Source organism: Pseudomonas syringae group sp. J309-1 (assembly GCF_032582135.1).
Classification (GTDB): domain Bacteria; phylum Pseudomonadota; class Gammaproteobacteria; order Pseudomonadales; family Pseudomonadaceae; genus Aquipseudomonas; species Aquipseudomonas quasicaspiana.
In genome coordinates this window covers 80170-104364 of record NZ_JAWHNU010000005.1, presented here as the reverse complement: position 1 = coordinate 104364, position 24195 = coordinate 80170, and the positions used below count along the sequence as shown (strand labels likewise).

Annotated in this window: 29 protein-coding genes and 1 pseudogene; 29 read left to right on the top strand and 1 reads right to left on the bottom strand. The window is 56.1% G+C overall.

Annotated features, from left to right (window positions below):
- Positions 1-11 precede the first annotated feature (11 nt).
- The 24 genes from RX972_RS04405 to RX972_RS04290 all read left to right on the top strand — a co-directional run bounded on the left by RX972_RS04405 (position 12) and on the right by RX972_RS04290 (position 19058).
- On the top strand, positions 12-1709 hold the full coding sequence (locus RX972_RS04405; RefSeq protein WP_316872740.1) for a terminase large subunit: 1698 nt from the start codon (positions 12-14) through the stop codon (positions 1707-1709).
- Positions 1706-1867 carry a hypothetical protein gene (locus tag RX972_RS04400; RefSeq protein WP_164581524.1) on the top strand — a complete coding sequence of 54 codons (162 nt, stop codon included), beginning with the start codon at positions 1706-1708 and terminating at the stop codon, positions 1865-1867. Before RX972_RS04405 ends, RX972_RS04400 begins: the two co-directional genes overlap by 4 nt.
- Complete coding sequence (locus tag RX972_RS04395; protein ID WP_316872737.1) at positions 1860-3158, top strand: phage portal protein; 1299 nt, start codon at positions 1860-1862, stop codon at positions 3156-3158. Before RX972_RS04400 ends, RX972_RS04395 begins: the two co-directional genes overlap by 8 nt.
- 2 nt (positions 3159-3160) lie before the next feature.
- Positions 3161-4024 carry a head maturation protease, ClpP-related gene (locus RX972_RS04390; RefSeq protein WP_316872735.1) on the top strand — a complete coding sequence of 288 codons (864 nt, stop codon included), beginning with the start codon at positions 3161-3163 and terminating at the stop codon, positions 4022-4024.
- Between the two features lie 69 nt (positions 4025-4093).
- The gene (locus RX972_RS04385; protein WP_316872734.1) at positions 4094-5290 is read left to right on the top strand and encodes a phage major capsid protein; all 1197 of its coding nucleotides are present in this window, start codon (positions 4094-4096) and stop codon (positions 5288-5290) included.
- A gap of 52 nt (positions 5291-5342) precedes the next feature.
- Complete coding sequence (locus tag RX972_RS04380; protein WP_316872732.1) at positions 5343-5819, top strand: hypothetical protein; 477 nt, start codon at positions 5343-5345, stop codon at positions 5817-5819.
- 1 nt (position 5820) lies between these two features.
- Positions 5821-6162, top strand: coding sequence for a head-tail connector protein (locus tag RX972_RS04375; RefSeq protein WP_316872731.1), 342 nt, complete (start codon positions 5821-5823; stop codon positions 6160-6162).
- Positions 6162-6569 (top strand): head-tail adaptor protein, encoded by a 408-nt coding sequence (locus RX972_RS04370; RefSeq protein ID WP_316872730.1) that lies wholly within the window; start codon positions 6162-6164, stop codon positions 6567-6569. The genes RX972_RS04375 and RX972_RS04370 overlap by 1 nt, the downstream gene beginning before the upstream one ends.
- Complete coding sequence (locus RX972_RS04365; RefSeq protein WP_316872728.1) at positions 6562-7083, top strand: hypothetical protein; 522 nt, start codon at positions 6562-6564, stop codon at positions 7081-7083. The genes RX972_RS04370 and RX972_RS04365 overlap by 8 nt, the downstream gene beginning before the upstream one ends.
- 23 nt (positions 7084-7106) lie before the next feature.
- Positions 7107-7697, top strand: coding sequence for a hypothetical protein (locus RX972_RS04360; protein ID WP_316872726.1), 591 nt, complete (start codon positions 7107-7109; stop codon positions 7695-7697).
- Positions 7694-7897 carry a DUF2635 domain-containing protein gene (locus RX972_RS04355; RefSeq protein ID WP_316872723.1) on the top strand — a complete coding sequence of 68 codons (204 nt, stop codon included), beginning with the start codon at positions 7694-7696 and terminating at the stop codon, positions 7895-7897. Before RX972_RS04360 ends, RX972_RS04355 begins: the two co-directional genes overlap by 4 nt.
- Positions 7897-9396, top strand: a complete 1500-nt coding sequence (locus RX972_RS04350; protein ID WP_316872721.1) for a phage tail sheath subtilisin-like domain-containing protein — start codon at positions 7897-7899, stop codon at positions 9394-9396. Before RX972_RS04355 ends, RX972_RS04350 begins: the two co-directional genes overlap by 1 nt.
- 57 nt (positions 9397-9453) lie before the next feature.
- Complete coding sequence (locus tag RX972_RS04345; RefSeq protein WP_122397255.1) at positions 9454-9801, top strand: phage tail tube protein; 348 nt, start codon at positions 9454-9456, stop codon at positions 9799-9801.
- Positions 9798-10094: a phage tail assembly protein gene (locus RX972_RS04340; RefSeq protein ID WP_316872717.1), complete on the top strand. Its 297-nt coding sequence runs from the start codon at positions 9798-9800 to the stop codon at positions 10092-10094. The genes RX972_RS04345 and RX972_RS04340 overlap by 4 nt, the downstream gene beginning before the upstream one ends.
- Before the next feature lie 130 nt (positions 10095-10224).
- Positions 10225-12141 carry a phage tail tape measure protein gene (locus tag RX972_RS04335; protein WP_316872716.1) on the top strand — a complete coding sequence of 639 codons (1917 nt, stop codon included), beginning with the start codon at positions 10225-10227 and terminating at the stop codon, positions 12139-12141.
- Between the two features lie 3 nt (positions 12142-12144).
- Complete coding sequence (locus RX972_RS04330; RefSeq protein WP_316872714.1) at positions 12145-13392, top strand: DNA circularization N-terminal domain-containing protein; 1248 nt, start codon at positions 12145-12147, stop codon at positions 13390-13392.
- A 60-nt stretch (positions 13393-13452) separates the two neighbouring features.
- On the top strand, positions 13453-13998 hold the full coding sequence (locus tag RX972_RS04325) for a hypothetical protein (RefSeq protein WP_316872712.1): 546 nt from the start codon (positions 13453-13455) through the stop codon (positions 13996-13998).
- 66 nt (positions 13999-14064) lie between these two features.
- Positions 14065-15174, top strand: coding sequence for a phage baseplate assembly protein (locus tag RX972_RS04320; RefSeq protein WP_316872710.1), 1110 nt, complete (start codon positions 14065-14067; stop codon positions 15172-15174).
- Positions 15171-15680 carry a phage baseplate assembly protein V gene (locus RX972_RS04315; protein ID WP_316872708.1) on the top strand — a complete coding sequence of 170 codons (510 nt, stop codon included), beginning with the start codon at positions 15171-15173 and terminating at the stop codon, positions 15678-15680. The genes RX972_RS04320 and RX972_RS04315 overlap by 4 nt, the downstream gene beginning before the upstream one ends.
- Positions 15680-16078, top strand: a complete 399-nt coding sequence (locus RX972_RS04310; protein WP_316872707.1) for a phage GP46 family protein — start codon at positions 15680-15682, stop codon at positions 16076-16078. The genes RX972_RS04315 and RX972_RS04310 overlap by 1 nt, the downstream gene beginning before the upstream one ends.
- A complete protein-coding gene (locus tag RX972_RS04305; protein ID WP_316872705.1) occupies positions 16068-17108 on the top strand; it encodes a baseplate J/gp47 family protein in 1041 nt (346 codons plus the stop codon). The genes RX972_RS04310 and RX972_RS04305 overlap by 11 nt, the downstream gene beginning before the upstream one ends.
- Positions 17096-17695 carry a YmfQ family protein gene (locus RX972_RS04300; protein WP_316872703.1) on the top strand — a complete coding sequence of 200 codons (600 nt, stop codon included), beginning with the start codon at positions 17096-17098 and terminating at the stop codon, positions 17693-17695. Before RX972_RS04305 ends, RX972_RS04300 begins: the two co-directional genes overlap by 13 nt.
- Before the next feature lie 11 nt (positions 17696-17706).
- Positions 17707-18627 carry a hypothetical protein gene (locus RX972_RS04295; RefSeq protein WP_316872702.1) on the top strand — a complete coding sequence of 307 codons (921 nt, stop codon included), beginning with the start codon at positions 17707-17709 and terminating at the stop codon, positions 18625-18627.
- Positions 18627-19058 carry a tail fiber assembly protein gene (locus tag RX972_RS04290; protein WP_316872700.1) on the top strand — a complete coding sequence of 144 codons (432 nt, stop codon included), beginning with the start codon at positions 18627-18629 and terminating at the stop codon, positions 19056-19058. Before RX972_RS04295 ends, RX972_RS04290 begins: the two co-directional genes overlap by 1 nt.
- Here RX972_RS04290 and RX972_RS04285 read toward each other — a convergent pair whose 3' ends face one another.
- Positions 19059-19262 carry a hypothetical protein gene (locus RX972_RS04285; protein WP_316872698.1) on the bottom strand — a complete coding sequence of 68 codons (204 nt, stop codon included), beginning with the start codon at positions 19260-19262 and terminating at the stop codon, positions 19059-19061.
- A 205-nt stretch (positions 19263-19467) separates the two neighbouring features.
- Between RX972_RS04285 and RX972_RS04280 the strand changes: the two are divergent.
- From RX972_RS04280 to RX972_RS04260, 5 genes and pseudogenes are all read left to right on the top strand, one after another.
- Positions 19468-19925: pseudogene (locus RX972_RS04280) on the top strand (cell wall hydrolase).
- 170 nt (positions 19926-20095) lie between these two features.
- Positions 20096-22009: an acyltransferase family protein gene (locus RX972_RS04275; protein WP_316873023.1), complete on the top strand. Its 1914-nt coding sequence runs from the start codon at positions 20096-20098 to the stop codon at positions 22007-22009.
- A gap of 212 nt (positions 22010-22221) precedes the next feature.
- Positions 22222-22659 carry a cell wall hydrolase gene (locus RX972_RS04270; RefSeq protein WP_316872697.1) on the top strand — a complete coding sequence of 146 codons (438 nt, stop codon included), beginning with the start codon at positions 22222-22224 and terminating at the stop codon, positions 22657-22659.
- A 66-nt stretch (positions 22660-22725) separates the two neighbouring features.
- On the top strand, positions 22726-22941 hold the full coding sequence (locus RX972_RS04265; RefSeq protein ID WP_316872696.1) for a hypothetical protein: 216 nt from the start codon (positions 22726-22728) through the stop codon (positions 22939-22941).
- Positions 22938-24182 (top strand): SGNH/GDSL hydrolase family protein, encoded by a 1245-nt coding sequence (locus RX972_RS04260; protein WP_316872694.1) that lies wholly within the window; start codon positions 22938-22940, stop codon positions 24180-24182. The genes RX972_RS04265 and RX972_RS04260 overlap by 4 nt, the downstream gene beginning before the upstream one ends.
- The last annotated feature ends 13 nt before the right edge of the window (positions 24183-24195 follow it).

Here is a 24195-nt window from a genome sequence, read left to right as displayed (position 1 = left end):
GATCATATGCGGTGAACACATTGAGCGAACCAGTCTGGGACACATCGTGCCGGGACTGGGAGTCGCGCATCGTCAACCGCCAGTCATTGGTGCCGTTCCCGCCGCTGTTTCCGGACGAAGCCGAAGCCTGCCTGCAGGTTCTGAACGACCTGCGAATCGTAGATGCACCAGGCAGTCCACTAATTGGTGACTCGTGCGCTCCGTGGATTAACGACCTGGCTGGCGCCATCTTCGGCGCTTACAACGCTGGCACAGGCGAGCGACTGATTCAGGAATTTTTCCTGCTCATCAGTAAGAAGAATGCAAAGAGCACCATTGCTGCGGCGATCATGCTCACGGTGCTCATCCGGAACTGGCGACAGTCTGCTGAGTTCATCATCCTGGCTCCGACGATTGAGGTCGCAAATAACGCATATGCTCCGGCCCGCGACATGGTTAAGCATGACGAAGAACTGTCCGCGCTGCTTCATGTACAGGACCACCTCCGCACAATTACGCATCGCGGATCAGGTGCAACGCTCAAGGTCGTGGCGGCCGATCAGAACACGGTTGGCGGCAAGAAGGCGGCGGTGGTTCTGGTCGATGAGCTCCACTTGTTCGGTAAAAACCCACATGCCGCCAACATGCTGCGGGAAGCCACGGGAGGCTTGGCATCTCGACCTGAAGGGTTTGTCATCTACCTGACCACTCAATCGGACCAGCCGCCCGCAGGCGTCTTTCGAGAGAAGTTGCTGTACGCCCGGGGCGTGCGCGACGGCAAGATCATCGATCCGAACTTTCTACCGGTTATCTACGAATTTCCTGAGCGGATACTCAAGGCGGATGAGCACCGAAACCCGCAAAACTTCTACATCACTAACCCGAACATGGGGTATTCGGTCAGCGAAAAGTTTCTGATCCGGGAAATGAAGAAGGCAGAGGAAGCCGGCGAGGCAGAAGTGCTCGGCTTCATGTCGAAGCACCTGAACGTTGAGATTGGCCTTGCGCTTCGCTCCGACAGATGGGCAGGAGCAGACTTCTGGTCCGCAGCGGCAGTGCCAGTACTCACTCTGGAAATGCTCATCGCTATGTCAGAGGTGATCGACGTAGGGATCGACGGCGGTGGCCTCGACGACCTTTTAGGTTTTGCGGCAGTCGGCCGGGACAAACGCACCCGTGACTGGCTCGTCTGGACGCATGCCTGGGCTCACCCTTCGGTGCTGGAAAGACGAAAGACTGAGGCGCCCCGATTTCATGACTTTCAGAAGCAGGGCAATTTGACGTTGTCGGTGCGCATCGGTGATGACGTCAGTGATGTCGCCGACCTTGTAGAGCAGATTGAGGATTCCGGCCTACTCGACAAGGTTGGCGTCGACCCGGTTGGGATCGGTGCGATTTACGACGCGATGATCGAGCGCGAGATACCGCCTGAAAAGATCGTTGCGATCAGCCAGGGCTGGAAGCTCGGAGGCGCGATCAAGACAGCAGAACGAAAACTGGCTGAGGGCGGCATGAAGCACGGCGGGCAGCCGATGATGTCCTGGTGCGTCGGTAACGCCAAAGTTGAGCCGCGGGCCAATTCGATCCTCATTACCAAACAGGCCAGTGGGTCGGCAAAGATTGACCCCCTGATGGCTCTATTTAACGCGGTGACTTTGATTTCCTTGAACCCTGAAGGCCGGGGGAATGACGACTTCATGGCCGCCATTCGGAACCCAATCATCACATGAACCCATTGCTCGTATTCATTTTCACCGCCCTGACCGGTTTCGCTTTGGGTGTCGCTGGCGTTTTCGTTCTTCATGGCCTGGGCTGGGCGCTTATCGCTGGCGCGGTGTCGCTTCTTCTAATCGCTGGTTTTGTGCGCAAGGGGCTGACGAGTGACTAAATCCTTATCAGCCGTGCTGGGGCGCGCGGCCAGCAAGCCCAGCGCTTCGGTGGGAGAGTGGTTCGGAAAAACCATCAAATTAAGTGATGGAGGTTTTTGGGGGCAGTTTTTCGGGGGGCAGTCGAGCTCTGGCAAGACAGTCAATGTCGACAACGCGATGCAGCTGTCGGCAGTCTGGGCTTGCGTCAGGATCATTTCAACATCCGTGGCAGGACTGCCGCTCGGCGTCTATCGACGTGAGGCTGACGGCGGGCGAAAAGACGCTCGTGATTTCGGTCTATATGACGTTATTCATAACAGCCCCAACGAGGACATGACCGCCTTTCAGTTCTGGCAAGCCATGGTGGCTGCCATGCTGCTGAGGGGTAACGCTTTCGCGGAGATCCTGCGGATTGGCCCGCGCATTGTGGCTCTGGACTTCCTTCTGCCATCGCGCGTGGACATCGATGTCGACGACGATGGCCGCATTATTTATTGGTACAGGCCCAAGAAGGGCCCACGTAGAAAAATTGAGCGGCAGGACATGCTGCACATCCCTGCATTCAGTCTTGATGGGCGCGTTGGCCTTTCCGCCATTCGGTACGGTGCAGATGTCTTCGGCGCTGCCATGTCGGCCGATGATGCCGCCAACGGGACATTCAAAAACGGCCTCTTGCCAGCGGTGGCCTTTAAAGTTGACCGGATACTGAAGCCAGAGCAACGTGAAGAATTTCGCGATTATGTGAAGCAGGTTTCAGGCGCACTGAACGCTGGCCGCTCGCCGGTTCTGGAGCAGGGCATAACGCCAGAGTCGATCGGGATTAACCCGGTGGACGCCCAATTGCTGGAGTCCAGAGCTTATAGCATCGAAGAGGTGTGTCGGTGGTTCGGCGTGCCGCCTTGGATGGTAGGCAAAACGGACTCCGGCAGTAACTGGGGTACCGGGCTCGAGCAGCAAATGATCGCATTCCTGACCTTTAGCATCAGCTCGATCACCAACCAGATTCAGCAGTGCGTCAACAAGCGGCTACTGACTCCGGTTGAGCGCCAAACTTACTACGCCGAGTACGCTCTTGAGGCCTTCCTAAAGGCAGACAGCGCGGGTCGATCAGCCTGGTACAGCCAGATGACCCAAAACGGGATCATGACTCGGGATGAATGCCGGGTTAAAGAAAATCTACCGCGTCACGGCGGAAACGCTGACGTGCTCACTGTTCAAACAAACTTGACCCCTATCGACAAACTGGGCGAGTCCACCGATGGCCAGGCTGCACAGGCCGCCTTGAAAAGCTGGCTCGGCCAGCAGGAGTAACCATGCAATTGAACGTCAAGGCGCGCAGCTTCAACTGCGAGTTGAGTCCGCGTGCGCTCGATCTCTGGAATCCAGACCTGCGGGCGGCACTGGAAGCCGGAACCGATACGATCACAATGTACGGGATCATTGGTGAGGACTGGTACAGCGAAGGGGTTACGCTCAAGCATGTGGATGCTGCCTTGCGGGCTATCGGTGATAAGCCGGTAACCGTTTACATCAACTCGCCTGGCGGGGATATGTTCGAGGGGATCGCGATCTACAACCGATTGCTCGAGCACTCTCAGGAAATCACCATCAAGGTTCTTGGCCTGGCAGCTTCAGCAGCTTCGGTGATTGCCATGGCTGGCACCAAGCGCGAAGTAGCCAAAACGGCGTTCTTGATGATCCACAACTGCTGGACTTACTTTGCAGGGAATCGTCACGCCATTCGCGAACTGGCAGACACCATGGAAGAGTTCGACCGAGCGATGATCAGCTTGTACGCCGACACCAGCGGCCAGGATGAAAAATCCGTCGAAAAAATGCTCGATGCCGAGACGTACATGAACGGCGTGAATGCGGTGGAAAAAGGCTTTGCTACGGGGCTTATTTCTGCCGCCGAGGTTACATCGGCCCCGGACAATGATCAGGCTCAAGCCCATGCCGCACGCAAGCTCGACGCAGCACTGGCTAAGTCCGGCATGCCCCGCAGCGAGCGGCGCAAACTCATTTCAGAAATCAAGACCGGCACGCCTAGCGCTGCTGGCGGCGACAAGCCTCGCGCTGTCGTGCCGGGTATGCCTAGCGCTGCCCTTGATGCATCCGCGTTTGAAGAAACCGCAAACCAGTCGTCAGCGCTTTTGGGACTGATTCCTTCCCGCTGATTGGCTGACATCTCCATTGAATACCAACCGCCCAAGAGGCGGTTTTTTCATTTCTGAAAGGGCCAAAAAATGCCAGCTGATCTGTCCCAAATCGAAGCTTCCCAGAAGCAAACTCAAGCCGACCTTAAAGCCGTCGGTGATCAAATCAGGACTTACGCCGAGCGAACCGAAAAGGAAATCAAAGCCTCCGGTGAAATGCAGGCCGAAACTCGTACCAAGGTTGACGAACTGCTGATGAAGCAGGGCGAACTCCAGGCGCGAATGCAGGATGCCGAGCAGAAGCTCGTCAACGCGAGCAAGCCGCGTGATCAGCAGATCCAGCAATCGGCCGGCGACCTGGTAGCGATCAAGATGGCCGAAGAGGGAGTTACCAGCTCGTTTCGGGGCTCTCGTCGCGTTGAGGTGCCGCGTGCAGCGATCACCTCTGTTCCAACTTCCGGCGGTGCCCTGGTCCAGGCTGACCGAGTTGGCGTCATCCTGGCTCCGCAGAGCCGATTGACCATTCGTGATCTGGTTGCACCGGGAACTACTGACAGCAACGCCGTCGAGTACGTTCGTGAAACCGGTTTCACCAACAACGCCGCAATCGTGGGTGAAGGGCTGGCCAAGCCTTACAGCGAACTGAAGTTTGCCTTGGAAAATGCAAACGTGCGCACCATTGCACACCTGTTCAAAGGTAGTCGCCAGATTCTGGACGATGCTTCGGCGCTGCAGAGCTATATCGACGCCCGGGCGCGCTACGGTCTGTTGTTGGCAGAAGAAGCTCAACTGCTGTACGGCAACGGGACAGGTAATAACCTGAAGGGCATCATCCCTCAAGCGCAAATCTATGCGCCGCCAGCGGGCGTTGAGGTGCAGGCTATTCAGCGGATCGACCGTATTCGCTTGGCATTGCTGCAAGCCATGCTGGCCGAGTTCCCATCCACTGGCATCGTGCTGAACCCGATCGACTGGGCTGCGATCGAGCTGCTCAAGGATGGCGAAGGGCGTTACATCATCGGCAAGCCGCAGGAGGGCACCGCCCCCCGCCTGTGGAACCTGCCAGTAGTGGAAACCCAGGCGATTGTGCAAAACCAGTTCCTGACTGGCGCATTCAGCCTGGCCGCCCAAATCTATGACCGCATGGGTATCGAGGTTCTGGTCTCTACCGAGAACGACAAAGACTTCGAAAACAACATGGTCAGCATCCGTGCTGAAGAGCGACTGGCGTTTGCTGTGTACCGCCCCGAAGCCTTCGTAACTGGCGAGCTGACTCCGGCTAACTGATCGCCATAAGAGTGCCGCCTGCGGGCGGCCTCCCTCATTCTGGAGATAAGAAATGGCACGTTCAAATTCTAATCAAGGCGCCAACAAAACAGCAGATGCTCAGCAAAGCGACGGTTTGCAAGCCAACGAGGCGGGCGCTGTGGCTTCGGGCGCGGTCGGTCAAGTTGATACGCTGCAGACAGGTGCTCAGCCGGGGCCAGATTCGCCCACAACCTCGGGCACGTCGACCGATGCCGCCTCTGATGTAGAAAGCCAGGCTAGTGCCACCGCAGGCGATCAGCAGGGCGTCACCGTTCTAGGCTCAGAAAGCCAAACGGATGGTTCATCTGATTCTGGCGAATCCGACGTCGCTGCAGTTGTTGCGGTCGGTGATGATGAAGGCAACCTGATCACCATCTACCCGTTGCGCAGCTATCTGGACGGCAAGGAAATTCGCCGCGCAGGCGGTGAAGGTTACAAATCTGCGAAGCATGATGCTGTGTCGCTGATTGCTGCAGGCCTTGCCACTGACCAAAAACCAAAGTCCTGATATGGGCGCCATCCCCATTGATGTAGCCATGCAGCATTTGCGCGCGGAGGACGATGATCGTTCGCACGTGGAGCTGTTGCTTGAGGCTGCCGAGGACAGCGCCTCACACTTTATGAATCGGCGTTTCTTCGCTGATGCGGAATCGTTGGCTACTGCGGTCTTGGATGGAAGTTCGGGAGAGTCCCCGGTTGTGATTACACCATCCATCAGGGCGGCGTGTTTGCTGATATTGGGTTCTCTTTACAGCAATCGTGAGGACGTCGTCACCGGCACTTCGTTCAGCGAACTCCCGATGGGTTCGAAATCGCTATTGACGCCATTCCGCGTTGGTAGGGGGGTGTGATGGCTTACAAAGAACCTGGTGCTGGCGACCTGAATCGGAGGCTGGCCATTCGTGAGCGGACAGACATACCAGCGGCCGATATGGGCCTTGATTCCACGTTCTCGGAACTCAAGGCTCGCTGGGCGAAGATCGAACCTGTTGGTACGGCGATCTATTCGGCTGGCGTGCAAACCGACAACAAAATCACTCATCGAATCACCCTGCGACTGATCGCCGGTGTTACTGACAGGCACGAGCTGGTTCACGTAACACAGGCATCAGGTGAGCTACCCGGCTTCGTAGTCGTGCCCAACACCCCGCTTTACCGGGTAAAACGTAACGCTGATATGAATGGGCGTCGCCGCTTCACTTTGATCGAGGTGGAGGAGGTCACACCCTCCCAGTCCGGAGGCGGCATTTATGGCTAACTCCGCATCCCTTGATGGTTACCTGCACGTCGAAGGCTTTGACCAATTCCAGCGTGACGCCTTCGACAAGCGCGAAATTCGTAAGGGGATGCGCAAAGCAGGGAAGCTGGTGACTCAGCGCGCCCAAATGAATTTGGCGTTGGGCAAGGGGCAGGATGGCTATCCCGTCAACCGCACTGGTGCCACGTTGGAATCGATTCGCTTCAAAGTGTCGCGCTCGGGCTTTCTGGTAAAGATCGCTCCCCACAAATCCGGGGCGATGAAGGATTTCTACCCAGCTTATCTGCACTACGGCGTGAAGAAGGGCCGCCGTGTTGGCAAGCTTGCGCCCGGTAAGGGTAAAGGCAAGTCCAACCGCCGTGCCGCTGGAACCCGCGCTGCTGCAATTGCTGAGCGTGCCGCCGGGGAATGGCGTATCACGCCGCGTGACAACTACGTGGCTGACGGCCTGCAAGATTCATCATCCGATGTTCAGTCGATACTTTCGGCCGCGTTCGCTGCCGCGCTGGGCTGATTCGCACTACACCAGGTAAACCCATGCTGATTAATCCTATCGTTGCTCATCTGCGAGCGACTTGCCCCGTCTTTGCCGATCGCGTGGCGGGAGGCATTGATTGGGACGCTGTGGCTGAAAGCGCAAAGCTTTCGCACCCATCGGCCTATGTCATAACCACTGCTGACGCCGCCACAGATAACGATCTTCAGAACGGCGTGCGTCAGGTGATCACCGACAAGATCGACGTAGTCATTGTGATAGACGCCGCTGATGAGCGCGGTCAGCAGGCCAATGATGCATTGCACCTCATCCGCGCGGAGTTATGGCGGGCGTTGGTGGGTTGGAGGCCCGGCGCAGAATACGACCCGATGGTGTACGCCGGTGGCGCGCTTCTGCATATCAGCCGCGCACGGGTTATCTACCGCTTCAGCTTCATGGCGGAGTTCCAGCTGGGCCGCAACGCCTCAAGTGATCCTGCCGAGACGTGGCACGAGTGGGAGCTGGATGGCCTGCCGGGATTCACCGGCGTCACCATCAACATGGACTGCATCGATCCCGCAGACCGCAATCTCAAATCACCCGGCCCGGATGGGCGTATCGAAGTCAAATTTTCAGGAGACGTTAACCCATGACCCAGCGCATCACAGTGGTGCCCGTCGCGGGCCGATCCGTGCCCGATCCAGAAGCTTACGACTTGCTGCCCAAGGAGGGCCGGGAAGTGACCGATAGCGTCTGGTGGCGTCGTCGTCAGGCTGATGGCGATGTCACCATCAAGGCTGACAAGTCCAAATCCACCAAGGCCGAAGTGGCGACACCCGAGGTATCCAAGTAATGAGCATCGGATTTAACAACATCCCGGCCGATATCCGCGTGCCGCTGTTCTACGCGGAAATGGATAACTCGGCGGCCAACAGTGCGTCATCGACGCTTCGTCGTTTGATTGTCGGCCAGGTCAATGATGATTCGGTCGCGCCTGAAATCGGCTCGCTCGTTCTGGTCTCCAGCCTTGCAGTGGCAAAAACCATTGGCGGTCAGGGTTCGATGCTGGCGGCAATGTATGACACCTGGCGCAAATCCGATTCCATTGGCGAAATCTGGTGCCTGCCTTTGAAGGGCACCGAAGGAACGGCGGCCACAGGCACTGTCACGCTGACCGGCGCTGCGACTGAGGTCGGTCTGCTCAGCCTGTATGTAGGCGGCGTCCGCGTGCAATCCACCGTAGTAAGCGGTTCGACGGCTGATCAGGTGGCTGCAGCACTGGCGGTCAAGATCAATGCAACTTCAGACCTGCCTGTGAAGGCGACAGCCGTTGCTGGTGTCTTGACGCTGACGTGCAAGTGGTCTGGCGAAAGCGGCAACGATATCAAGCTCGAAATGAACCGGCTCGGCAAGTCGAGCGGCGAGATGACCCCGACCGGGCTGACGGCCGTTGCGGTCGCGATGTCCGGCGGCGTAGGCACGCCGGATCAATTGGCGGCTCTGGCCGCGCTGGGCGACGAACCCTTCGAATTCATCTGTCAGCCGTGGACTGATACGACCTCCCTTGATGCCTGGAAGGCAGCGATGGATGACAATGTCGGCCGCTGGAGCTGGGCGAAACAGTTGTTCGGGCACGTCTACAGCGCCAAGCGTGGCACCATCGGCACGCTTGTGGCTGCCGGGCAGGCGCGTAACGACCAGCACATGACTATTCAAGGCGTCGAGGTTGGTGTTCCTCAGCCGGTGTGGGTTCAGGCCGCTGCGTTGGCTTCACGTACCGCTGTGTTCATATCAACTGATGCCAGCCGTATCACTCAAAGCGGCGCGATGCCCGGTGTTGATCCGGCATCGGCCAGCGAGCGCTTCACCCTGACAGAGCGTCAGTCTCTGCTCAGCTATGGCATTGCTACTGCTTACTTCGAAGGCGGCTACGTGCGTATCCAGCGTTCGGTCACCACTTACCAGAAGAACGCTTACGGCCAGCCTGACAACTCGTACCTTGACAGCGAGACCATGCACCAGTCGGCTTTCATCGTTCGCCGACTGAAGGGCATCATCACGAGCAAGTACGGTCGCCACAAGCTCGCCAACGACGGCACACGTTTTGGCGCGGGCGCTGCGATCATTACGCCCAATGTCATTCGCAGCGAGCTGGTTGCTCAGTACTCGAAGCTCGAGGAAGAGGGTCACGTGGAGAACGCTGAGTTGTTCCAGGCGCATCTGATCGTCGAGCGTGATGCGAACGACCCAAGCCGCCTGAACGTGCTGTTCCCGCCTGACTACATCAACGGGTTGCGCATCTTCGCGATGCTTAACCAGTTCCGCCTGCAGTACGACGCCACCGCCGAGTAAAGCTGGCCCAACCCTTCAAGCCCGCCGCGTGCGGGCTTTTTTCTGGAGTCAAAGACCATGGGTCAAAAAGTTGCGGGCACCTGCTACATCAAGGTGGACGGTGTGCAATTGGTGCTTACAGGCGGTGGCGAGGCACCGCTTTCGGATAAGAAGCGGGAAACGGTTGTGACCGGCTACTTCAAAGAAGAGGACCTGCCGCCGTATTTGAAGTTTACGGCGGTCTTAACGCCTGACTTCCCGCGTAAGCAGTTGGTCGATGGCACCGACATGACGGTGACATGCGAATTCAAAAACGGCACGGTCTACGTGCTTTCGGGTGGTTACCTGGTGGATGAGCCAAGTGCCAATGGCGATGACGGCACCATCGAGCTGCAATTCGACGGCAACAAAGGAGTTTGGCAATGACAAAGCCCACTACGTTGGCAGTGCCCATCACGGCCCACGATCAGGAAGTAACAGAAATCACTCTCCGTCGGCCGACCACCAAAGAGGTGCGGGCTATCAAGGCGCTGCCCTACAAGATCGACAAGGACGAGGCTGTCACCCTCGATATGGACGTCGCCGCCAAATACATCGCTGTCTGCGCGTCTATTCCTGCATCCAGTGTTGATCAGCTCGACATTTCTGACTTCAACACCCTGTGCTGGGAGATCGCTGGTTTTTTCATGAGCGCGGAGTCGAGCAAGTCGACCGCCTGATTACGGTGGTCTACGACCTCGCCTATTTCTGGAAAGCCGACCCCGCCGGGATGATGGACATGCCTTTGGACGTCATCTTCGAATCGCTCGAACAGGCTCAACGGATTAACCAAACCCTGAAGGGGGCGTGATGGCAGACAAGTTTCAGCTCAAGGCGTTGATCACCGGCGTCGACAAGCTGTCGCCAAAACTCGCCGGGATCCGCAAAAACGTTGCGGGCTTCAAGAAAGGTCTCGATAAAACCGGATTGGGCAAGATCGGTTTCAGTGATCTGGTCACAGGCGGTGCGTTGGCCGCGCCATTTGTGGCCGGTGCCCGCGCTGCCATCGACTTTGAGTCGCAGATGGCGGACGTCAAGAAGGTTGTGGACTTCAAGACGCCCGATCAATTTAAGCAGATGGGTGACGACATCGGGCGCATGTCTGAGCGTCTGCCCATGGCCGCTGGGGATATCGCCAAGATCGTTGCTGCGGGCGGTCAGTCCGGCATAGCTCGTGAAGAGCTGCTGGGCTTTGCCGAAGCCGCGGTAAAAATGGGCATCGCCTTTGACCAGACCGCCGAGGAAAGCGGCGACATGATGGCCAAGTGGCGGACGTCGTTCAAAATGACCCAGGTCGATGTAGAGGGCCTGGCCGACAAGATCAACTACCTGGGCAACACCGGCCCGGCGAACACCAAACAGATTTCCGATATCGTCACGCGCATTGGCCCGCTGGGTGCGATCGCGGGCTTGGCGTCCGGCCAGATCGCCGCCTTGGGCGCTACGATGGCAGGTGTCGGCATTGAGCAGGAAGTCGCCGCTACTGGCATCAAAAACTTCATGCTGGCCATGACGAAAGGTTCTGCCGCTACCAAAGGGCAGCAGCAGGCGTTCAAAGCGCTACGGCTGAATTCTAAGGCTGTAGCGAAGGGCATGCAGAATGATGCTCAAGGCACCTTGCTTGATGTCCTCAAGCGCGTGAAAGACATCGCGCCCGAAAAACAGGCTGGGCTGCTGACTACCTTGTTTGGCAGCGAATCGGTTGGCGCGATAGCTCCACTGCTGACCAATTTGGATCTTCTGGAAAGCAACCTGAAAAAGGTGACCGATCAAAAACAATACAGTGGATCGATGGACAAGGAATACGCAGCCAGAGCGGCAACCACTGCGAACAATCTGCAGTTAATGCGTAACGCGGCTGCAGGCGTGGCACGCGCTATCGGTAATGCAATGCTGCCGGGAATCAACGCCGTAACTAATGGATTGCGTCCGCTCATCTCGACTGTTGGCGAGATGATCGCGGCCAACCCGAATCTGGTGCGGGGTCTTGGGATTGCTGGCGCTGCCTTCATGGCGATCCGTGCGGCGGCTTTCGCTGCAACTATCGCAGTTCGAATCATGGGGGTTGCCTTCACTGCTACTCCGATCGGGATAATCGCTGTAGCGATCGCTGCGGCAGCAGGGCTAATCGTGGCGAACTGGGAGACAGTGGGGCCGTTCTTCACGGCTCTGTGGGAACTGATCAAGGCCATGGCCACGCCGTTCATGGACTTTATGAAACAGATTTTTGAGTGGTCGCCATTGGGCGTGATCATCAGAAACTGGAACCCCATTGTTGTCTGGTTCAAAGGGATGTTCGACAAGATCAAGCCATACATTGAACCGATCATGAAACTAATGGGGCTTGAAGATGGTGGGCCGGGGCTGACCGCCAAAGTTCAGCAGGCCGCTGACGCGCAGCGTCTCCGCAATGCTGGACCAGGCGGTGGCGACGGAAAGTATTTGGCACCCAACGCATCGCAGAACGCGCTCGCTAATCAGGCTGCGAATAACAATGCCATGGGCATCCCAAGCACCAGTGCCTTGCTCAGCAAGCCATCTTTACCCGCACCTGGCAGCCTGCTTATGCAGTCGGCGGCCAACAACGGCACAAAGCTACAAGGTGAGCTCAACATCAACCTGACCGGCGCGCCGCCTGGCACCCGGGTTGATCAACCCAAAACCAATCAGCCCGGCCTGACCGTGACTCCCAAGGTCGGTTACCGGACAGTCAGCGCGGGAGGCTAGTCAATGGCACCAACTTGGCGGGACAGTCTCTTGCCTGCGTCTTTTCGTGGGATTCGTTTCGTCGTCGACTCGTCCGCTGTGCCTGTGGGCCGTAAAGGCCAACTGCACGAATACCCCCAGAGAGACGAACCGTTTTTTGAAACGCTGGGCAAACAGGCTCAGGTCCATAAGCTGGCAGCCTTTGTCATCGGTGAAGATTGTTTCGAACGTCGAGACAAGTTGCTCGAGGCATTGGAGAAGGAAGGGCCGGGCGAGCTGGTTCACCCTTGGCTGGGGCGTATACAGGTCGAGGTCGGCGAGTGCGAGCTGCAGCACGACCGCCGCGAAGGGGGGATGGCGCGGTTTGATCTGACGTTCTATCCGGAGAAGCCTCGCAAGTACCCGACGGCCACGGCCAACACCAAGCGACAGGTTACCCAGGCTTCCGAAGTCGTTTTGGATTCATCACTAGGCCGATACAAGGCGGCGATGGCCAAGGTTGATTCGGCGCGCATCAACGTGATGGCCTTGCGGAACAACCTGTCAGGCGTCTACGGCGTTATCCAATCGCAGTTCTCGCCGTTTCTCGGGGTGTATTCAAACGCGACCGCTTTTGCAAATTCCCTGGTTAATTCGCCGTCAGGACTGAGCTCAATGTTCAGCAGCTTCTTTGCTGGGTTTGGTGGCGATGGCGGCAGCGGTAGTACCGGATATCGAGCGCAGGTGGCTGATGCGACACGGCAGGCAGAAGCGGTATCGAGCATCAATCTCGTCAGCCAGAACAGCGGAGCAGATACAGGTGGCGCGGCTCAGGCCACTGCGAACCTGGTGCAGGATGCGACGCTCGTTAAGGTCGCTCAAGTTGTGGCTGACATGCCTGCTGCAAACGCGGGCGTACCCGTCAATTCAACCCCGTCCGTTGGTCAGCAGTTGATTCAGCCGGTTGAAAGGGCCGAAGTGCCGGTGGCTGATGACGTGATTGATCTGCGTGACACGCTGAACGCGGCCATCTGGGAGGCATCGCTTAAGGCGGATCCTGATCACTACCAAAAACTGAACGCGCTGCGCGGAGCACTGGTGAGCCACCTCACCGCGGTAGCGGCTTCGGGTGTGCGTTTGGTCGATATCAAACCCGCTGAATCTCTGCCTGCGCTGGTTCTGGCTTACCGCCGATTCGGCGATGCCACACGCTCGGCTGAAGTCGTACAGCGCAATCGCATCACACACCCAGGCTTTGTGCCCCCAGTGAGTTTAAAGATCGCTGAGCTGTGATGTGTTGCCTTTAGGTTTATTGTAGTCTCGATGGACAGGAAACTTTGGAGGGGTTATGTAGTGATTCTTATGATACTTACTGTGGTTGTCTGGGTTTTAGTCTGGGTCTTTATCGTTAAAGTTCAAGGGAAGCGCGGCTTGCACGTTGGTAATGTTTTAGGGTGTGCGCTTGGTGGATTCGCAACGTTTTTCTTCGTCTCCTTGATAGTTCCAGAACCTACGCAAGATCAGAACTTTGTAGCTGAGAGCGATACGTATGATCTAGAAACTTCTTATGCCATCATGAATCCAGACAGTCAGACGGTTCCATCTCGCGACCTAAATAAGCTATTAAGACTATATATTGATCAAAAGATATTTGCAGGCGGTGGAGTAAGCTGCGTCCCTAAGCGTTACGGCAAGCGCGTCATGGTTGGATGCTCTGTGCCAGGTGGGAGTGTGCAAATCTGGAAATATGAAGAAGGAAGCTTTTACTCGATCAACGAAACAGCGAGAGTTATTGCTGAGGCTAAGTTCTCAAATGAACCGATTATAAAAGTTTCTCCTCTACCTCTTCCTGACGACATTGATGTCGATGAGGTTCTAGGTCTCTACAAGAATACCTAACAGATTTACGGAAAAATAAAACCTCGCTTCGGCGAGGTTTTTTTGTACACATTTTTGGGGTATCGCATGCTCGATCTAGCTAACGCTGTCACCTTAACTGTGGATGGTCTGGATTATGGCGGCTGGAAAACGGTGGAGGTATCGGCCGGCATCGAGCGACAGGCCCGTGATTTCAGGCTGGGCATCACATGGAAGTGGCCGGGGCAGAAAGTGTCGGTGCCTATCAGAAATGGTGCGAAGTGCGAAGTCAGCATTGGCCGCGACCTAGTACTGACCGGTTACGTGTTTTCCACACCGATCAGCTTCGACGACAAGCAGGTCACCACTTCGGTGGCAGGGCGGTCTCTGACGGCTGATCTGGTTGATTGTGCTGCCATCAACAAGCCGGGCCAATGGAAAAAACAAGGTGTGCTCAGCATCGTCCGGGCGCTGGCTTCGCCATACGGAGTCACTGTTCGAAGTGAAATACCAGAGACCGGACAGGTTTCGGATCACACGATTGAGCCAGGCGAAACGGTTTTTGAATCCATTGACCGTTTGCTTACGTTGTTCCGCGTGTTCTCCACCGATGACGCCAAGGGCCGGGCCGTTCTAGCAATGCCTGGCAGCGAGGGGCGGGCAGTGGATCGGCTGGAGGTTGGCAGGAACGTGCTGGGCGGAGATGCAGGGCTCGACTTCGCCGATGTTTTTTCGGAGTACCGCGTGATCGGCCAGCGAACCGGCACTGATGAGGACTTCGGCAAGACCGTTTCCGAAGTCTCCGCGTCAGTGACTGACGACCGGACCAGGCGCAAAAGAGTGAAGCTCATTCACGAGTCTGGTCAGTTGACCAACGAGCTGGCGCAGGCGCGGGCCAACTGGGAGCGTGGCCACCGGATGGGCAAGGCTCTGAGCGCTACCTACAAGGTTCAGGGATGGCGGCAATCCAACGGCGCGCTCTGGAGGCACAACATGCTGGTCCGCGTTGTGGATCCGATCATTGGGTTTGATCGAGACATGCTCATCTCCGAAATCACTTACTCGCTGAGCGATGAAGGAACCATCACCACCATGGTGGTGGGGCCGCCGGACGGCTTCGAGCCCGAACCGTTCGACCCGCACAAAAAACGGAAGCTGAAGAAGGGTGACGACGAATTCGAGTACCTGCTTCCTGCCGACTGGGACAAGAAAAAATGAATCTATTGAACAGCATGCTGGTGCGCGGAACCGTCGTGCTCGCGAATGCCGTCTCTAAGATGCAGGCGTTACAGATGCGTTTGACCGCCGGGGAAGTGAAGGACGACCTAGAGCATTTTGAGCCATACGGCTTCACCAGCAATCCGCTGGCGGGTGCCGAAGCGATTACGGCCTTTATGGGCGGCGACCGATCCCACGGAATTGTTCTTGTCGTCGCTGACCGCCGTTACCGCATCAAGGAACTGAAGCCAGGCGAGGTCGCAATCTTTACGGATGAGGGCGACAAGGTCCACTTCAAGCGCGGCCGGATCATAGATATCGAAACGGAAACGCTGAACATCAAAGCCTCCACAGGTGTGAATTTCGATACACCCCAGATCACCCAGACCGGGACCATAGTTTCTCAGGGCGATCAGGTTGCGGCCGGTATCAGTCAGATAGAGCACGAGCATATTGCCGTACAAGTTGGCGATGGCCAAAGCGGCCCACCGGCAGGAGGTGCCTGATGCTGATCGCCGGTAGTTTTGAGGCGTCCCTTCTGCGTTCTGTGGTGATCAGTCTGTTCACATGGCGGCGGGCAGGGCCTGACGACCCTGTTGACGATGATGAGCTTTACGGGTGGTGGGGTGACACCTATCCAACAGTGGCCGATGACCGTATCGGTTCTCGCCTCTGGTTGCTGCGGCGGGTCAGGCTCAACGCGGACACTCGACGCGATGCAGTGTTCTACGCCCAAGAGGCCCTTCAGTGGCTCATTGATGACGAGCACATCCGTCAAATCGATATCACCACCGAACAGGTGGGTATTAACCGACTCAATCTCGGCGTGGTCCTGACCCTTACAACCGGTCAGACCGTACGCCTCAATGCTTCCGATCAGTGGCAGGTGATCTATGCCGTTTGAAACACCCACGCTACCCCAATTGGTCAGCAGAACGCAGATTGATCTGACGGGCGACTCGCTTCGCCAATCGGACGCACAAGTGTTGTCCCGTGCCCACAGCGGCGCAGCGTATGGGCTTTACGGTTACATGGGCTGGATTGCCGAGCAGATCCTGCCGGACACCGCTGAAGAAGAAACCCTTGTGCGGCTGGCTGCTCTGCGATTGAAGCAGCCCCGAAAAGCAGCTCAGCCAGCATCTGGCATGGCCAGCTTCACTGCCGCTGCTGGCGCGCCGCTGGATGTTGACACCGTCCTGCAGGCCAGCGATGGTCGCGCATATAGGGTCAGTGCTTCGCTCGTCACCAGCGCAGGCAACAATTTTGCTGAAGTTGAGGCGGTGGATGCAGGCGTGCTGGGCAACGCTCAGGCAGGTCTGGTGCTGACTGCAGTGCAGCCGATTGAAGGCATCAATAGCAGCTTCACGGTCTTGGCTGATGGGCTGACCGGTGGCATCGCGCAGGAAAGCGTTGAGTCTTTGCGGGCTCGGGTGATCAGGTCATATCGTGTCATCCCCCACGGCGGCAATCAGGACGATTACGTGACTTGGGCGCTTGAAGTGCCGGGCGTGACGCGGGCCTGGTGCGTGCGCAGATATTTGGGACCGGGAACCGTAGCTGTCTTCTTCATGCGTGACGATGATGCGAACCCTGTGCCGAATGCCGCGCAGCTGGCCGAAGTCTATGCGCACATCGAGATAGAGCGGCCGGTAACAGCCGAGGTTTACGTCCTCGCGCCAGTGCAAAAAAACATCGTCTATCAGATCAGGCTGAGCCCTGACACCTCAGTGGTGCGCAGTGCTGTCGAACTGCAGCTTATGGACCTTCATAACCGAGAGGCCGGTCTCGGTGAGACTCTATTACTGACCCACATTGCAGAAGCCATAAGCGGTGCGGCAGGCGAGACCGATCACCGGCTGGTTTTCCCTGCCGCCGATCAGGTGGCCGCGCCCAACCAGCTTTTGACCTATGGGGGTGTGCAATGGCTTCCCTGAGGACCGCCGGTCAGTACGCGGAACAGTTGCGAGCATTACTTCCGGCGGGCCCGGCTTGGGATCCTGAGCAGGTCCCGGAAGTTGATCAGGTCATCACGGGGCTTTCACTGGAGTTCGCGCGGATTGATTTGCGGGCTTTCGACTTGCTCAACGAGATGGATCCCAATGGCGTCAGCGAACTGGTGCCCGATTGGGAGCGGGTAATGGGCTTGCCGGATCCATGCCTTGGCTTGAATCCGTCGTTCGAAGATCGTCGTCTGTCAGTGCGGCAAAGGCTGGTGGCGGTTGGCGGTCAAACACCGGCGTTCTATGTCGAGATCGCGATCAGCCAAGGCTACCCAGGCGCAACAGTCACAGAGTACCGCACGCCGCGAATGGGGCGCTCTCGTTTTGGGGTAGCGCACTTCGGAACCTGGAGCGTTCAGTTCATGTGGAAGTTGAACACAGGCGGGCGAAAGCGACAGGGTCGGCGATTTGGGGCGAGCTACTGGGGAGAGCGTTTCGGCGTAAACCCTGGCACTGCTATCGAATGTTTGATTCGTCGGGCTGCACCCGTTCACACCGTCGAGCACATCAATTATGAATAAGGAGTAGATCCGTGGATTATCCAAAGAGCGTGCCGAGCGTAGGCTTGGTGGGCGGTAAGTTCGTGGACGAGGACACCGCTACTGGGGTTCAAGGGTCACTGATTCCGTCTGCTTGGGGCAATGGCGTAACTGATGAGTTATTGAACGTCATCAAAGCGGCAGGTCTGGTTCCGGACGAGGAGAACAATACACAGCTTCTGGACGCCATCAAAGCTGTTGCCAATGGACGTCTGGTCCGTCAGACCATTTATGCGATTGTCGATGGGGTCCAGAAGGTTTCAGTAGATGGCGCGCCTTTCACCGCAGTGGGTGCGCTGAGTTTCACTCCCCACCCGCTTGCCCTCTCGTTCACAGACCTGGAAGGCCCGGGCGGTGGTGGCTCAGGCGGCGGGTGCGGAGCCACCGGTGCCTCTCAGGCATCAGATAGCGTTGGTGGTGCGGCAGGTGGATACGTACGACGCAGAGTGATCGGCCGCTTGACCTCTCATCCGGTGACCGTCGGTAGAGGTGGCGCCGCACCAGCGCCAGGGCCGAACAATGGGAACAATGGCGGTACCACCAGCTTCGGCTCTTATTGTTCAGCAACAGGCGGGTCTGGCGGTCTTGGATTTTCCGCGACATCCTCTTTTCCTGCGTATGCCGCACCTATCGCGTCAATGCCGCCAGGCACGGGTGTGAACGGCGATGTCAACGGTGTCGGTGGCATTCCAACGGTTGCGTTATTAGGGTCGCCTTCCATTGGGCAAATTGTATCAAGCGCTGGGGGGGCATCGTTTTATGGCTCTGGCGGTGTGAACGCGGTCAACACGATCGGCGCGCCAGGTGTTGCGCCTGGTAGCGGTGGCAGTGGTGTAGCAAGCGCCGCTAACTCTGGTGCGAACAGCGGCGGCAAAGGGGCCGACGGATTTGCAATTTACAGGGAATATGCCTGATGAATATATATGCGCGAGTTGAAAGCGGTGTTGTCCGCGAAATAATCAATCCAGTTATGGATGAATCGGGGGCGGAGACACCCATAGTTGAGCGCTTCCCCTCTGAGCTAGTGGCTCAGATGATTGAAATACAGGACATGTCACCAAAGCCAGATCAGGGATGGCTATACCAAGAAGGGCAGTTTTCAGCACCGCCGTCCAACCAAGAAAGCGCGGCTCAAATTATGGCCAGCAATGAAGCCAAGAAGGCGCAGTTGATGGCTTATGCCTCACAGGTCATGACGCCTCTTCTTGTCTCGCTTCAGCTAGGGAACGCGACCGATGCGGAAGTGCTGAGCGCCAAGGAGTGGCAGGGTTACTATCGAAAACTAAAGGAAGTTGAAGTAACGCCTGAGCTCCTGAGCTGGCCATCTGCGCCGGAGAACCTGTGACTACCACTGGTTAGCCATTTGCTTTTGAGCGCTATACCACTCCTGCCATTGAGCCTCCAGAGCTTGATCTATGTAACGGCCCTCAACCGACTTTGATAGGTCCACGGCGGGATTCGTCAACATTATTTCGCTTTCAAATTCGGCCCGAAATTCGTCAGGAATATCCGATTTAAACAGTTTCTTTAAATGTTTAATTGCTTTCACTTTCATGGGTTCCTGTAGGTAGTTTGGTTTTCGCAGCGCGGAAAACTCGATTATCAGACCATTGGCTCTGCCACGCAACGGCACAAATAAGGACGCCGTGCTTATAGCGATTCAGATTCTCTCCTGAATCTCTATGGCTAAGGCAGTTGATGTTTTACGAAAAACGCCCGCCGTTGAGCGGGTTTTTTTATTGCCGGAGAAAAGAATGACCACAACTGAAAACGACCGCGACGTATTGGCCCGCACACTTTGGGGCGAGGCGCGAGGCGCGAGGCGCGAGGCGCGAGGCGCGCGGCGAAGGGCTGGCCGGGCAGATCGCTGTGGCCTGGTCCATCCGAAACCTCGTTGATTTGGATCTGCACGCCGATTGCAAGCCAGACTGGTGGGGAGAAGGCTATGTCGGTGTGTGCAAAAGGGATTGGCAGTTAAGCTGCTGGAACAAGAACGATCCTAATTATGCGTACCTGAGTGGCGCGAAGAAGATCCCGTTCCCCGAACTGGCTCAAGCGCGCCTCGCTGCTGACCGACGGCAAACAGCCTGATCCAACTGGCGGCGCGACTCACTACTACGCGACCTCGATGCCGAAACCACCTGCTTGGGCTGCCAAGGCCAAGATGGCGCTGAAGCTAGGGAACCATTTATTCTTCAAGGACGTCCCATAAATCCGGTTGCATTTCTGCGCGTCCATCAAGAGAATAACTGCCTTTGCCAAAAAGGCAGTCATTTGTGCCCTTCATCAACAGTATGGAAATTGGTGCTGATATTTCATCGCTGTTTTTGTGGGGTATAGGGGGAAAATGTTTTGGGTGGTTCAGTTAGTGCAAAGGATAGCGTGGGTCTAATCCATCCGAAATATCGACCTGACATAGATGGGCTACGAGCGTTAGCCGTGATTTTTGTGGTTGCCTATCATGCATTTCCGTCTATAGTTCGTGGCGGATTTATAGGTGTAGATATATTCTTTGTTATATCTGGGTTTCTGATATCAATCATAATTTTTGAAAGTGTTAAGTCAGGCTCGTTTAGCACCTTGGGCTTTTATGCTAGAAGGGTAAATAGAATATTTCCTGCCTTGGCTTTAGTGTTGTTCTCAAGTCTGGTTTATGGCTGGTTTGTTTTGCTTCCCGGTGAATACGCCGCTCTTGGTAAGCATGCTGCTGGTGGTGCTGGCTTCATATCTAATATTTTGCTGTGGATGGAGGCAGGGTACTTTGATGCGGCCTCTGATACTAAGCCGCTTCTCCATTTATGGAGTCTTGGTGTTGAAGAACAATTTTATTTCGTGTGGCCGCTGTTGATTGTTTTGGCTTGGAAGCTAAGATTCAGTTGGCTAGCATTGATAATTATCACTGGCGGCCTGTCATTTTGGGCAAATATAGAAGGTATTGACGGTAATTCAGTCGCGCTATTCTATTCCCCTTACACGAGATTTTGGGAGTTGATTGTAGGGGGAGCACTCGCATATTTTTTTATAAGCGCCAAGGGAGTAGAGGTGTCGAGTGCTTCGCTGTCAGAATGTCTTTCAGTTGTCGGAGTGCTATTACTGACGGCAGGATTGATCAAGGTGTCTAGCGATCTTCGTTATCCTGGAGTATGGGCATTGATTCCAACAATCGGTGCTGCGTGCATTATCTCGGCGGGCCCTAATGCTTGGGTTAACCGTATCGTCCTATCGAACAAACTTCTCGTCGGAGTTGGTCTAATCAGCTTCCCGCTGTATCTTTGGCATTGGCCTGTCTTGGTTTTCCTTAGACTGCATGAAGGTGAAGTCCCATCTACTGCTTTAAGATGCGGCGCAGTGGGATTTTCGTTTGCTCTCGCATGGTTGACATACAGGTTCATTGAGCGGCCAGTCCGTTCTGCTTCGTCTGTTTTCAAGAAAGCAATAGCACTCGTACTCACGATGTTTATAGTCAGCATGCTGGGGATTTTCCTGTTTATATCGGGGGGCGCACCGTTTAGGTTTCCGATTTTGATTCAAGATTTGAACGCCTTCACATACGACTATAATAAAGTCTATAGAACGGGTTCCTGTTTTCTTGATCCTGATCAAGATGAGCATCAGTTCTCGAGCTGCCATGACGATATTAAAGCTGATCGAAAAACGTTATTTTTGTGGGGTGATTCGCACGCCGCGCATCTGTTTCCAGGCTACGAAAAGAATTTTGGAGGGCGATTTAATATCATTCAGCGTACAGCTTCAGGCTGTCCTCCTATTCTTGGGATGGATATGGATGAAAAAACGTACTTTCTGAGGCCTCACTGCTTGACTATTAACAACTCTATTCTTGATGAGATTAAGAGAGTCAAACCTGAGAAGGTGGTTCTCTCAGCAAGCTGGAATTATTACGACTGGGCTAGAATAAACGTTACGATTGAGGCACTTCGTGCTTCAGGTTTTACAGATGTAGAACTTGTTGGCCCTGTGCCTAAATGGAAAGATCCGTTGCCAAAAGAGCTGTACAAATACTTTGCCAAAGATCCTCTCCACCGCGTGCCTGAACGAATGACTTTTGGTTTGGATGACCGTTTTGCTGAAATCGATAAAGATATGGCGGCCATGGCAAAGAAAATTGGAGTTAAATACATTTCTCCTAGAGAAATTTTGTGCAACCCAGAAGGCTGCCTTACGCGTCTGGGAGACACGGCTGAGACGTTGACCGCATGGGATGATGGGCATCTGACAAGCATTGGCTCCCAGTATCTACTTTCGAAATTTCCCAAAAGTGGATCCCCTCATCAGTGATAGCTCGGGCACTCCGGTTCCGCTATTAGGTCGCTGCTTGATCTCATAGCGGTCACTCGCGAGCACTGGCTCAAATACCGGGGCTAGGTCAGCAGTTGGAAGGATGGAGCAGATATGTTCCCGGATATTGCGCAGCGCCCCGTCCGTCCTGCGTAAGCCATACATACACGCAACCCGCCATTGAGCGGGTTTTTTTTCGCCTGGAGAAAAGCATGACAGTATCCGAGAAAGACCGCGACATCCTCGCGCGAACCCTTTGGGGAGAGGCTCGCGGTGAAGGCCTAAACGGCCAGATCGCCGTGGCATGGACCATCCGCAATCGCGTCGACATGGACGTTAACAATGACGGCAAGCCGGATTGGTGGGGGGAAGGGTACAGCGGTGTGTGTTTGAAGGCTTACCAGTTCAGTTGCTGGAACAAGAACGATCCGAACTACCCGTTCTTGTCCGGGGCCAAGAAGATTCCATTCCGCGAGCTGGCTCAAGCGCGTATCGCTGCTGACCTGGTGATTGACGGTAAGCAGCCTGACCCTACTGACGGCGCCACTCACTACTACGCGACTACGATGCCAAAAGCACCGACGTGGGCGGCGAAGGCCAAGCAGACGCTGAAGCTGGGTCATCACGTCTTCTTTCGTGACGTTCCATAGCCGACTGAGCAGGTCAAGCTCGCTTTGCCGCGCGAGGCTTTTGCTTAAAACATCTTGGAGATCAAAATGCGTACCGAACAATTCGTGCTGAAGTACAGCTACGGCGTACACACGGTGGCTGTGCAAGCTAATGGCGGCAGCCTCAAGGTAGAGAAGGCCGTGGGGAGCATCTGGGTTCAAACGGACTTGTTCAGTACAGACGGCGCATGGCGTCTGGATTTGGGGAATTCGCCTACACGCTTTACACCGATTGGCTCAGCTGCATATCAGGTGGAAAAATGAGCCTTCTCGTTAATCCTTTGCCGCGCCGCCAGCCAATCCGCCGGGGGCTGGGCCTGCTCGGCGATAGTTTTTCCGGTAACTGCCACACCATTGCGGCAACTGCATACGGCACCGAGGCTTACGGCTTCGCCGCCATGATTGCGGCTCGCACCGGATTGTTCCCGAGCTACCTCGATAACCAGGGCAAAGTCGGCGACCACACCGGCCAGTTCATGGCCCGGCTACCGGCCTGCATCGCTTCGTCCACTGCCGATCTGTGGCTTCTGGTGTCGCGCACCAACGACAGCACCACTGCCGGTATGACCCTGGCTGACACCAAGGCCAACGTGATGAAGATCGTGACGGCCTTCCTTAATACGCCCGGCAAGCATTTGATCGTGGGCACCGGCACGCCACGATTCGGCGCACGGGCGCTGGCAGGGCAGGCGCTGGCCAACGCCATTGCCTACAAAGACTGGGTGCTCAGCTACGTGAGCCAGTTCGTGCCCGTGGTGAATATCTGGGATGGCTTCACAGAGGAAATGACTGTTGAGGGCCTGCACCCGCATATCGTAGGCGCGGATTTCATCAGCTCGCGTGTAGTGCCGATAATCACCGCCAACTTTGAATTTCCAGGCATCCCGCTGCCAACGGATGCTGGCGATATCTACTCGGCTATCCGCCCGTTCGGCTGTCTCAATGCCAATCCGCTTCTGGCCGGTACTGGCGGTACTCTCCCGGCCGGTGTGAATGCTGTGGCTGGGTCGGTGCTGGCGGATGGGTATAAGGCCATCGGCTCTGGCCTGGCCGGTATCACCACGCGGTGGTTCAAGGAGCCTGCCGCTTATGGCGAGGCTCAGTGCATTGAGCTGGGCGGCACAATGGCGGCAGCAGGTGGCTACGTCTACATGCAACCGACGGCCAACCTCATCACTACCAGCCTCGCGGCTGGTGACGTTATCGAAATGGTGTCGGCGGTGGAAATTGTCGGATCTTCACGCGGCATACTGGCATGGGAAGCGGAGTTGATCATCACCAAGCCGGTCAACGGTACCTCGACAACCTTCTACTACCGGTCAATGGACAAGTACCAGGAGCCGTTCACTATGCCTGCCAAGTTTTCAGGGGAGCTGGAAACACAGCGTGGGGTAGTTGACATCAGTGAGACGGTGATCACGTCGCGCATGGGCCTTTACCTGGCCGCAGGCGTGGCCCAGAACTCCACGGTAAAGGCTGCTCAGTTCGGCATTCGCAAAGAGTGATAGCTAAGCTACT